This is a genomic window from Bradyrhizobium sp. CCBAU 11430 (assembly GCF_028128855.1).
Classification (GTDB): domain Bacteria; phylum Pseudomonadota; class Alphaproteobacteria; order Rhizobiales; family Xanthobacteraceae; genus Bradyrhizobium; species Bradyrhizobium ottawaense.
The window spans coordinates 23353-34809 of record NZ_LBJV01000032.1; the positions used below are offsets into that span (position 1 = coordinate 23353).

Sequence of the window (11457 nt, forward strand, 5' to 3'; positions counted from 1 at the left end):
CAACGCTCCGAAGGTTGTGAGTGCGCGCGCTCAGCAACTCCTCAAGGCGGCAGATCAAGCTCCCGCGGCGGATGCAGTCGAAGCTGGCGGCATCTTCTGAGACTGCGATGAGTTGACGCGCGCAGGTGTGAAGTGGCGTACAGTGGCGCCCAAGGCCCGGTCCTACGCTTTGGCCAGTCGCAATCGGCAGCGCAGGAGGAGGCCATGAACTACCCGTCCGCAGCAGAACGCGTCATCGAGGCCCTCAACCGGCTGCTCATAGCGGCGATGACATCGGCGTGGACATCCGCCCTCAGCCATCAGCATGCAGCGCCGCCAGAAGACGACGACGGCAACGATGATGAATCTTCTCTCGACGAAGACAGCTCCTCGGCACCGGAAGGTGCCGGCAAGCAACATTGAAGCCGCAATCGGCTTAAGGCCGTCACACGATCAGATCGTGCGACACATGGCCGTGAACGGTACCTGCCGAGAAAGGTGGATCGACATCGGACGGCGATGTTTCAGGCATGAATGCCGGCTCGGATCCATGCAATTCCCCAGCGTGCTCGTGACGACCGACGAAGTCCGAGAGATGATCCAGCATCGCGCTATGCAGCGAGCCCTGCGACGCCTGATCCCGGAACTGGAACGAGTCGCCGAGCTGCTGCGGATCGGCAGGCTTTGATCCAGACGCTCCCCCGGACGGGTTGTGCTGGTCCGCCCCGCTTGAGAGCGAATGGTTGGCACCGCCGGTCGATGACTTCAAAAGGCTTGGGTTGAGCGAAGTGTCTGCCGCTTCGTGGGAATGAGCCGCCTGGGCGGCGCCTCTTGGTGATGAGACGCCGTCATTCCCAGCGTCGCTTCCGAGCGCAAGCCCGCTACCGGCGTGCTGTCCGGCAGCGCCATGGGCAAAATTCAGCATGGCGATGTCGGGCACCTGGCCGCTTGCGGCAATCGCGCCATTCTTGCCAGCCAATGAGGCTGCGTCGAGCCCGGCCGGGTTGGTGAAGACAAAGCTGGCCTCGGTGAGCGGGACCACGTGTTGCACGATTACAGACAGTCCGCCGGCTGAGGGAGCTGCCGCGTCGCCGCGGGGCGTTTCGGTCGCGAGCGTTTGCACTTCGTCTGAACTGGACAAGCTGGAATATCCGGCCTGTCCGATCTGGTCCCAGTTCGAATCGAGGCTGGTGGTCGCCTCGGTCGATTGGATGATCGAACTCTCTGCAGCGAGAAGCGTGCCGTCGCCGCTGCCGGACTCGGACAAGCCTTCGGAAGTGATCGTCATCACGGCGGTCGCGTCACCCTGCGAGGTTGCGATGAGGTCGAGCAGTTCGCCGGCAGCCGCCATCACAGGTGCCGCTGCCGGCGCCGTGATGAAGTCCGACGCGTCGATGGTTGCGATGCCCTGCAAATGGATTTCGAGCAGACTGGAATCGCCGACGTGCAGGGTCTGGTCCGTTGAATTGACGTACACGATCGTTTCATTCGCCGCACTGTCATAGAGCCAGGCGATCGTATGTGCCGGCACGGCCGTGCTGGTTGAGCTCAATGCCAATATGGCGAACCCAAGCGCGCCCATGGCGGTCAAGTCGATCTTGTCCGCTCCCGATGCAAAGTCGGTGATGGTGTCGAACTGGCTTGCGTTGGAGTCGGCTACGAACAAGTAAGCGAAACGGTCGTTCCCATTGCTGCCGGTGAGCTGGTCCGCACCAAATCCGCCCGTTATGGTGTCGGCGCCGTTGTTGCCGTTGATGGTATCGCTGCCCGAGCCGCCGTAGATGGTGTCATCCCCATCATTGCCTTTGATCGTGTCATTGCCCGAGCCGCCATAGAGAACGTCGGCCTTTCCGGTCCCATTGACCGTGTCGCTGCTGGCCCCCGCATAGATGATCTGACCTGTGTTGCCGCCACCGGCAATGGTTTCGCTCCCCGGCGTTCCATACACGTTGGGGGGATCGGAGATCACGGCAGATCCGGTGGCCAGGTTATCAAAATCGTTCGGGTCTGCGTCGCTGGCACCATGAATGGCGACGGTCACCGTCTGCGTCGTACCGTCGATGGCAGTTATCGAGAAGGTGTCCGTCAAGGTGTCGCCGACCTCGAGCGCCTGAACCACGGTGTTGTTGTTATCGAGGGTGTAAGTCCATACGCCGGCTGCGGTCATCGTGAAGGTGCCGTATCCGCCGTCACTCGCAGCCGGCGAAGAGACTGCGGTGAACGTGTTCGGAGCGTTGTCGACGTCCGTATCGGTGAGCGTGCCGGTCGTGACGGGAATGCCGGGCGAGAAAGTTCCTGCCTCTGTCACTGAGCCGGTCGTGGTGCCGGAAATGAGGGCGGCGTCGTTGCTGCCCTGAATGGTGATCGTCACCACCTGCGGCGTACCGTCGAGGGCGTTGACGGTGAAACTGTCGGTGAGCGTGCCGCCGACATTGAGCGCCTGCATCGCGCCGCTGGCGTTGTCCAAATTGTAGGTCCACACGCCGGCGGCGGTTATCGTAAAGGTGCCATAACCATTCGTGCTTGCCTTGGGCGAACTCACCGCGGTGAAGGTATTGGACGGATTGTCGACGTCGGCGGCAAAGAGCGTGCCCGTTGTGCTCGGGCTGCCGGGTGTCGCGTTGGCAACGCCTCCGGCCTCGGTCACCGAGGCGGTCGTGGTGCCGGAAACGATGGCAGCATCGTTGGCGCCATGGATGGTGATCGTTACCACTTGGGCAGTTCCGTCCAGAGTGGTCACTGTGAACGTGTCGGTCAGTGTCTCGCCGGTATTGAGCCCCTGCACCGCGCCGTTGGCATTGTCGAGCGTGTAGGTCCACACGCCCGCTGCCGTCATGGTGAAGGTGCCATAGCCGGCGGCGCTCACCGTCGGCGATCCGACCGCCGTGAAAGCATTGGCGGTCGTGTCGACGTCGGTGTCGTTGAGGGTGCCGGTCGCGGTGGGTGTGCCGGGGTTTGCATTGGCGACGTCGCCGGCCTCGATCACGTCGCCGGTCGTCGCGCCGGAAATGATCGCAGCGTCACTGGTCCCGTGGATGGTGATCGTCACCACCTGTGGGGTGCCTCCGATCGAGGTCACCGTAAAGCTGTCGGGCAGCGTCTCGCCGGCATTGAGTGCCTGCACTGCGAGGTTGGCATTGTCCAAGGTGTAGGTCCACACGCCGGCCGCCGTCATCGTGAAGGTGCCATAGCCACCGGCGCTCGCGGTTGGCGAACTCACGGCGGTGAACGTATTGGGCGGATCGTCGACATCGATGTCGGTGAGGGTGCCGGTCGCAAGCGGCGTGCCGGGCGTTCCGTTGGCGATGCCGCCAGCCTCGATGATCGAACCGGTCGTGGTGCCGGAGATGATTGCAGCGTCATTGACACCGTTGATGGTGATCGTGAAGGTCTGGGTGACGGAGGTGAGTCCGTCGGAGACGGTGATAACGAAACCGTCGGTCGTAGGCGCCTTCAGCGCGTTGATTGCGGCATTGTCGGGCACGAACGTATAAGCGCCGCTCGTGCTGTTGACGTAGAGAATCCCGTAGGAACTTGTCTTCGACAGATCGTACGTCACTCCATCCAGAACCGTACTGCCGGCGCTGGCCCCGATGATGCCGAAGGTCAGATTGCCGCCGCCGCTGGTGCTACTGGCACTGAAGGTTCCCGTCGTCGCCGTGAATGTGTCAAACACGACCGTATCGAGCTCGATTGGCCCAGCCCCGGTGCTGAGAGTCGGCGGTACAGGGTCCACCAGCGCGAAAGTGATGAGTGGCAACGTCGTCGGCAAGATCTGCAGCGTGGGCGCATCCGGCTGAATGAAATTGATCGGCTGCAGTGGCTGGGGTTTGACGAAGAAAGGCGTGCTCGAGCCACGGGGCCCTTGTTCTCCTAGATTGGCGAGCACATCCTGTTGGGCGGCGCGCAACTCCTCCATGCGAGCCGCCGTGTTCGCGACGTGATTGACGCTGATGGTGGCTCCCACCTTCTTGATGACGATCGTCTCGCCGGGATCTTCGACGATGATGCGTCGCGGGACCCGCTCCTTGGTCACGAGCTCAAATGCGCCGTGCGCAAGGTCCTTGTAGGTAATGGAGTCGTCATCCAGGAATGTGACATCCGGGTCCGCGGCCTCGGCATGCTGCGCGGCCGAGAAGGTCAATGCTGCAAGTGTCAGCATCCCGAAACCGCCCGCGTGGCCCCGGGCGCGAATGCCTGCAATGGGCGTATTCAGCTGGAGCGCCCCGGTTTCCGCCAGCCGGCCCGGTACGAAACTGAAGCTCCCTCGGGTCACGTCGAACAAGGCTGCAGGTGACATGCCTTCGACGTCGAAGACAAACTCGCTCAGCACAACGTGAGTGCTGCAGGCGATGTTGAAGAAAGTACCGTCGATGAAGCAGATTGTGATCTGCCCGTCGGCGTCGGTCTCCAGCACGTCGCCCCGGTAGATGGGCGCACCAGCTACGGCCTGTGTGGCGACGCCGCTCGCTCGCGTAAGCGCACAGCAACCGATCACTCTATGAATGTGGCCGATGAGTTCGACGGGCAGGGCCATGGTGGCCCCGCTGTCAACCTGGATGCCGGATGCAACTAACATGGCTAGACCTCGCCCGGGTGATCGATTCAGGCTCGGCGTGCTGCCAAAACCTTGCTGGGGCCCTCGCCAAGGGACAAACTTTCCTGGGCGCTGGCAGCCCCGAAGGCTTGCCCGCCGAAAAAATCAAGTCGATCGAGAGAGATGCATTGCGCGGGAGAGAGCGACGCGTACCGCCATTCCCGCCGTGCCCCCTCCCGCCAATGTGATTAAATTGACAAACGAGACGTATTTAATTTGTGGCGCTCGTGTAGCGCTGGAGATAAATTAGGCTAGTTAATAAAATTAAACAACAATTATAGTTATTCTGGCAGCGCTGCGCGGTTCAAAAATGGGCCGCCGATAGCGACGAGATCTTCTCAGAAAGGGGGGATCATGTGCAGACCTGCGATAGCCGCTTTGACGACCGGCCTGGTTTTGGCCCTTGCCAATTTCTTGCCGAGTGAGGCTCGAGCGCAAATCGATTCCGCCAAGCCCGCCGTCGCTGCCTCGTCATCGAAACCGATTGGGAAGGTGGTGGTGGCCACAGGCTCGGTCACGATCGAACATGCGGGCGCCGTGGTCGTTCAGGCGAATGTCTCGAGTGACCCTGGCCGGGCCAACACGGGTGATCCCGTATATCTTGGTGACGTGGTGCTGACCGGGGCCGACGGCCGCGTCGGCATCAATTTTACCGACGGCAGCTCGTTCAATTTATCGAGCAATGCCCGCATGGTGTTGGATCACTATGTGTATGAGCCGGCCGGCAAGTCCAATGCGACCCTATTCAATCTCGCCAGGGGAACGTTCACTTTTGTTGCGGGCGGTGTCGCGAAGACCGGCGACATGAAGGTCGACACTCCCGTCGCCACGCTGGGGATCCGAGGCACGACGCCGCATGTCGAGATTTCGGACGATGGGTCGGTCAGAATTTCGACCCTGATCGAAGAGGGCAAGAGTAAGCTCTTGAAGAAACCGCCGACATCGGCGGCGCCGGAGCCCGATCGAACCAGCAATCGGAGGCTCAACATCTGCCGGGGATGCTGAGAAACTTGCTAGGCCCGAAGCCGCCGTGATGCCGCAGTGCCGGCCGGGCAGGGAGACCAGGAATGGCGCTTCGTTCGCTGTCGGAGCCGGACACTTGGTGTGGAAATGATTGCAAGAGCCAGTTTCATCAAGGCCGTGATGCTCATTCTTGTCCTTGTGCTGTCCAGTTCGTCGGGCTGGGCGCAGAAGAAGGGCAGCTCCCTCAAGAATGTTGAACTGTGTAACGGCTCAGACCGCGTGTCACCCGAAGCTCGGATCGATGGCTGCACGGCGTTTATCGATGCGGGCGAGGGAGCGGTGAACGGCTTCGTTGTCGCCTACAACAACAGGGGGAATGCCTATAGCGCTAAAGCCGACTACGAACGCGCGATCAAGGATTTCGTTGAAGCGACCAGGCTTGACCCGAATTATGCGAAAGCGTTCAACAACCTCGGCGTGGCCTATCTGAGAACGGGGGCGCGCGATCTGGCGATCGGCGCGTTTGACGAGGCGCTCAGGCTCAACCCGAACTACGGCTCCGCTTTTGCCAACCGTGCGGCGGCCCACCTGCAAGGGAACGCGTACGACCGCGCAGCGCGGGACTATGACGAGGCAATTCGCCTTGATCCGAAGCTGGAGGCGGTGCGGAGCGGACGCTGTTGGACCCGAGCCGTCCTTGGCGATTTGCAGGCTGCGCTGGAAGACTGCGATATTGCGCTTCGATCGGGAGCAAACAACGCGGCAACATACGATTCGCGCGCTCTCATAAATCTGAAAATGGGGCAATTCTCCGCGGCGATGCATGACTACAACTCAGCGCTGCGGTTCGCGCCCAAGCTTGCGAGCGCGCTCTACGGCCGAGGGATTGCCAAATTCAAGCTCGGCGACACAGATGGTAGCCATAGCGATATCTCGGCGGCCAGAAAAATCGACGCTGGAATCGACCAAGCCTTTGACCGCTATGGGGTGCCCGTGAAGGGACAGGTCAACCGCGACGGCACCGTTTTGCAGGTGTTAACGAGGCCTTAACCATCGGCGTCTCAAATTCAGACGCGGCGGATCCGCCCACGCTCGATGCGGCACGGCGTGCTGCCTCCAAAGCAAATCAAGATATAGCATTAACAAGTCCTTAATTGGCGAGACCTACAGTCGACGGCATGGGCCGGCCTTAATGCCGGCATGGACCGCCGAACCGGAAGAAATGCCGCCAATGGCGCGAAAGGCTGCCGCTGGATTTGTGACGCGAGCCCGCGCCTTGGCGTCGGGGCTGTTGCGTCATGTCCGAACAGCGGGCGTGCTGGCGGCCTGCCTGCTGACCGGTCTCGGTGCGCCTGCCCGGGCGGCCGATCCGATCAGGGGCGAGGCGAGCTTTTCGGCCGGTGGCGGCTTTGCCCGTCTCGTCATCAAGCTCGGCGAGGACGTTCCCTCCGAGGTGACGACCGCAGGCTCCATCCTCATCATCCGGTTCGACCGGGCGGTCGACGTTCCCGTCGACCGCGTTCCCGAAGGCGCGCCCGATTACGTCAACTCCGCGCGCCGCGATCCTGACGGCGGTGCCATCCGCCTGTCGCTGGCGCGGCGCGTCACCGTCAACACCATGAATGCCGGCGAGCGCACCTTCGTCGACCTGTTGCCCGAGGGCTGGAAGGGACCGCCGCCGAGCCTGCCGATGGACGTGGTCAAGGAGCTCGCCGAGCGCGCCCGCGTGGCCGAGCGCGCGTTGCGTGCCCAGCGCGCCGCGGCGGAGACCAAGAAGCGTCCGCAGATCCGCGTGCGGGCCTCGGTGCAGCCGACCTTCGTGCGCTTCGTATTCGAGATGCCCGACGGCGTCGGCGTCTCCTCCGTGCTCAACGAGCAGAAGCTCACACTCGCTTTCAACGCCAACCTCAATTTCGATCTGGCGGACGCGGTCGTCGCGGCGCCGCCGAACGTCGCCTCGATCAAGCAGAAGGCCGACATCGATCAGACCAATGTCGAGATCGCGCTGATCGGCGATTCCGACGTGCATTCGTTCCGCGACGAGAAGAACTACGTCGTCGACGTCTCTTTCCAGCCCGACAAGGGCAAGACCGCCGCGACGCCCGAGGCGGCGATCGCGCAGATGAAGCCTGTCGGTCACGGACCGGCCCCCGACAAGCCCGCGGCCGAGAAGCCGAAGGACGCCCATCGCGAGATCGCGCCGCCGACCTCCGAGACGATCGCGCGCGAAGCCAAGATCGAGGTCAAGCCCGAGGTGAAGCCCGAAGCGCCCGCCGCGATGCCCGCTGAAGCGCCGAAACCGGCGCCGGCCGCCGCGACTGAGGCTGTGCACGCTCCGGAAGCGCCCAAGGAAACTGCCAAGGAAACTGCGAAGCCCGCGCCGCCGGTTTCCGAAGCGGCGGCCACGCCTGCCAAGCCGGCGCCTGCCGAAGCGCCCAAAGAGGCCGTGAAGGAAGCCGCCAAGGCTGCGCCCGTTGAGGCGCCGGCCGCGCCGCAGCCCACGATCGCCAGCGTCGATGCGCGCCGCGACAGCGACGGCCTGCGCGTGACGTTCCCAATTCAGGTCGCAACACCGGCGGCCGCGTTCCGCCGCGGCGACACGGTGTGGCTGGTGTTCGATACGCCGAAGCCGATCGACGTCGAGGCGATCCGCGCCAGGGGCGGGGCGATGATCGGCGAGGTCGGTCGCATCCCGCTCGACAAGGGGCAGGCGGTGCGCATCCGTCTCACCCGCCCGCTGGTCTACTCGCTGGCGAGCGAGGAGGTCGGCAAGGAGACCAACTGGCTGCTGACGCTCGCCGACAAGATCCAGTCGACGCCGCTGCCGCTGATGATGTCGCGCAACATCACCGACCCCGCGCTCGCCAACATCGCCATCCCCTTCGCCAATCCCGGCCTGCTGCACAAGCTCACCGACCCCGATGCCGGCGACGCGCTCTATGTCGTCACCGCGCAGCGGCCGGTGCGCGGCTTCATCAAGCGGCAGGATCTCGTCGATCTCTCGCTGCTGGAATCCGCGCACGGCATCGCGATCCGGCCGAACTCCGACGAGGTCGGCGTCGAGGTCGGTGCCGACAAGGTGATCCTCGGCAAGAAGGGCGGACTGACGCTGTCGCCGGTCGACATCTCGGCCGAGCGCGCGCCGACCGCGGTGCGCCCGATCTTCAGCCCCGAAGGCTGGCGCAAGGGCCAGTCGGACAATTTCATGGCGCGCCAGGCCGAGCTGATGACGGCGATCTCGGCCGTCGAACCGGCGCTGCGTTCCCTGCCGCGGCTCGATCTCGCGCAGTTCTACATGTCGCGCGCGATGTATCACGAGGCCAAGGCCGTGACCGAGCTGATGCTGAGCGACCCGCTCAACAAGGAGGAGAGCGGCGCGCTGATCATGCATGCGATCGCCAGCATCCTGATCGGCCGGCCGGCGCAGGGCCTGAAGGACCTCGCCAATCCCGTGATCGGCAACAGCCACGATTCCCAGCTCTGGAAGGCGCTCGCCTATGCTCGCCAGGGCAAATGGGCTGACGCGCGCGAAAAATTCAAGAACGTCGAATTCGCCATTGCCTCGCTGCCGCTCGACATCCAGCGCATCGTGACGATGGACGCGATGCGCGCCTCACTCGAGGTGAAGGACTACGCCGGCGCCTCCAAGCGCCGCAGCGAGCTCGAGGTGGTCGGCGTCTCGCCCGAGGCCGCGCCCGGCTTCGCCGTGCTGCGCGGCCGGCTCGCCGAGGCGCTCGGCCACGACAAGGACGCGCTCGACGACTACAGGTTCGCGGCCGCCTCGGCCGATCGGCCGGCTGCGGCCGAGGCCAAGCAGCTCGAGGTCGCGCTGCGGCAGAAGCGCGACGAGATCAGCAAGGAAGACGCGCTGCGCGAGCTCGAGACGCTGTCCATGACCTGGCGCGGCGACGCGATCGAGGTCAAGACGCTGCAGATGCTGTCGCAGATGTTTGCCGAGAACGGGCGCTACCGCGATGCGCTCACCGCGGCGCGCACCGCGACCAGGCTGCAGCCGAACGCCGAAGCCTCGCGCCAGGCGCAGGATCTCGCCTCGGACCTGTTCACCAAGATCTTCCTGGGACCGAAGGGCGACGAGCTGCCGCCGGTCGAGGCGCTCGGGATGTTCTACGAATTCCGCGAGCTGACGCCGATCGGCCGGCGCGGCGACGAGTTGATCCGCCGTCTCGCCGACCGTCTCGCCTCGATCGACCTGCTCGACCAGGCCGCCGAGCTGCTGCAATACCAGGTCGACCACCGGCTCGAAGGCGCTGCGCGCGCCCAGGTCGCCGCGCGCCTGTCCATGATCTATCTCGCCAACCGCAAGCCCGACATGGCGATCACCGCGCTGCGCGCGAGCCGCATCAGCGACCTCTCCGGCGAGCTCAGGCAGCAGCGCCTGCTGCTGGAGGCGCGCGCGCAGAGCGACGTCGGCCGTCACGATCTCGCGCTCGACATCGTCTCCAACGTCTCCGGGCGCGAGGTGCTGCGCCTGCGTTCCGACATCTTCTGGGCGGCACGGCGCTGGCGCGAGTCCGCCGAGCAGATCGAGCTCTATTACGGCGAGCGCTTCCGCGACTTCAAGCCGCTCAACGCGGTGGAGAAGAGCGACATCATCCGCGCCGCCGTCGGCTATGCGCTCGCCGACGACTCGATCGGCCTGTCGCGCTTCCGCGAGAAATACGCGCCGCTGATGAGCGAAAGCGCCGACCGTCTCGCCTTCGACATCGCCAGCAAGCCGGCCGCGGCCTCCAGTGCCGAATTCGCCGAGATCGCCAAGCTGGCTGCCAGCGTCGACACGCTCGACGGCTTCCTGCGCGAGATGAAGCAGCGCTTCCCCGACGCCACCGCCCGCGCCCCTGGCTCACCGCAGGCCAAGGAACAAGTCGACCACACCGGCTCGCTGCCGACGATCCCCGTCGTGCGTCAGATCAAGATGACGCGGTAGGAAGGCTGCCGCGCCAAGCGCGGCCCGCGACGGCTCCACGTTCTCGTCGATGACGAGAGGGAGCGGAGGCGGTCGCTGAGGGCGGAGGGGGCGCATCGCCCGATGCCTGCCTCACCCTCCGTAACTCTGCACCAGGCTCCCCGCCACCAGCGACCAGCCGTCGACCAGCACGAAGAAGATCAGCTTGAACGGCAGCGAGATCGTTGCCGGGGGCAGCATCATCATGCCCATCGACATCAGCACCGAGGCGACGACGAGGTCGATGATCAGGAAGGGCAGGAACAGCAGGAAGCCGATCTCGAAGGCGCGCTTCAGCTCGGAGATCATGAAGGCGGGGACGAGGATGCGCAGTGCGAGGTCGTCGGGGGTGGCCGGCGGCGCCTCGCCCGAGAGATCCAGGAACAGCTTGAGATCCTTCTCGCGCACGTTCTTCTGCATGAAGCCGCGCAAGGGAACGGAGGCGCGCTGCAGCGCGTCCTCGACGCCGATCTGGTTGGCGACCAGCGGGCGGATGCCGTCGTCGTAGGATTTTTGCAGGACCGGCCCCATCACGAAGAAGGTGAGGAACATCGCCAGCGCGATGATCACCGAGTTCGGCGGCGCGGTCGCCGTGCCCAACGCGGTGCGCAGCAGCGACAGCACGACCACGATGCGCGTGAACGACGTCATCATGATGAGGATCGACGGCGCGATCGACAGCACGGTGAGCAGCGCGATCAGCTGGATCGCGCGCTCGGTGACGCCGCCGCCGCCAGCGCCGCCGCCGAGATTGATGCTGATGTCCTGCGCATGCGCCGGCATCGCTGCCGATGCCGCGCCGATCAGGACAGAAAGGAAAACAACTCTACGCGGGAGGGACGGCAGCCTCACGAAGACGGCTTCGGACGGCCGAGCAGAGAGGCCATCTCGTCTTCGAGATTCTCAAAGCTGGTCTTTTCCGCGGCAGGCTTTGCGGGCGGGGCCGGGGGTGCCG

The 11457-nt window shown here is 64.3% G+C and carries 6 protein-coding genes and 1 pseudogene; 4 read left to right on the forward strand and 3 right to left on the reverse strand.

Annotation, left to right across the window (positions count from 1 at the left end; all coding sequences use genetic code 11):
* Positions 1-204: 204 nt before the first annotated feature.
* Positions 205-402, forward strand: a complete 198-nt coding sequence (locus XI04_RS09070) for a hypothetical protein (RefSeq protein ID WP_271608693.1) — start codon at positions 205-207, stop codon at positions 400-402.
* Positions 403-424: 22 nt separating this feature from the next.
* Here the strand turns inward: XI04_RS09070 and XI04_RS09075 are convergent, their stop codons facing one another.
* Positions 425-4558, reverse strand: a complete 4134-nt coding sequence (locus XI04_RS09075) for a VCBS domain-containing protein (RefSeq protein WP_271623622.1) — start codon at positions 4556-4558, stop codon at positions 425-427.
* Positions 4559-4954: 396 nt separating this feature from the next.
* Here XI04_RS09075 and XI04_RS09080 point away from each other — a divergent pair, with 396 nt between their 5' ends.
* From XI04_RS09080 to XI04_RS09090, 3 genes are all read left to right on the forward strand, one after another.
* A complete protein-coding gene (locus XI04_RS09080; protein ID WP_333915126.1) occupies positions 4955-5581 on the forward strand; it encodes a FecR family protein in 627 nt (208 codons plus the stop codon).
* A 105-nt stretch (positions 5582-5686) separates the two neighbouring features.
* Positions 5687-6589 (forward strand): tetratricopeptide repeat protein, encoded by a 903-nt coding sequence (locus XI04_RS09085; protein ID WP_063712061.1) that lies wholly within the window; start codon positions 5687-5689, stop codon positions 6587-6589.
* Positions 6590-6770: 181 nt separating this feature from the next.
* Positions 6771-10484, forward strand: coding sequence for a tetratricopeptide repeat protein (locus XI04_RS09090; protein ID WP_271608696.1), 3714 nt, complete (start codon positions 6771-6773; stop codon positions 10482-10484).
* 111 nt (positions 10485-10595) lie between these two features.
* Here XI04_RS09090 and fliP read toward each other — a convergent pair whose 3' ends face one another.
* A complete protein-coding gene (fliP, locus tag XI04_RS09095; RefSeq protein ID WP_028142765.1) occupies positions 10596-11354 on the reverse strand; it encodes a flagellar type III secretion system pore protein FliP in 759 nt (252 codons plus the stop codon).
* Positions 11351-11457, reverse strand: a pseudogene (locus XI04_RS09100) (flagellar biosynthetic protein FliO); the annotation flags it as partial. The pseudogene XI04_RS09100 and the gene fliP, both read right to left, overlap by 4 nt.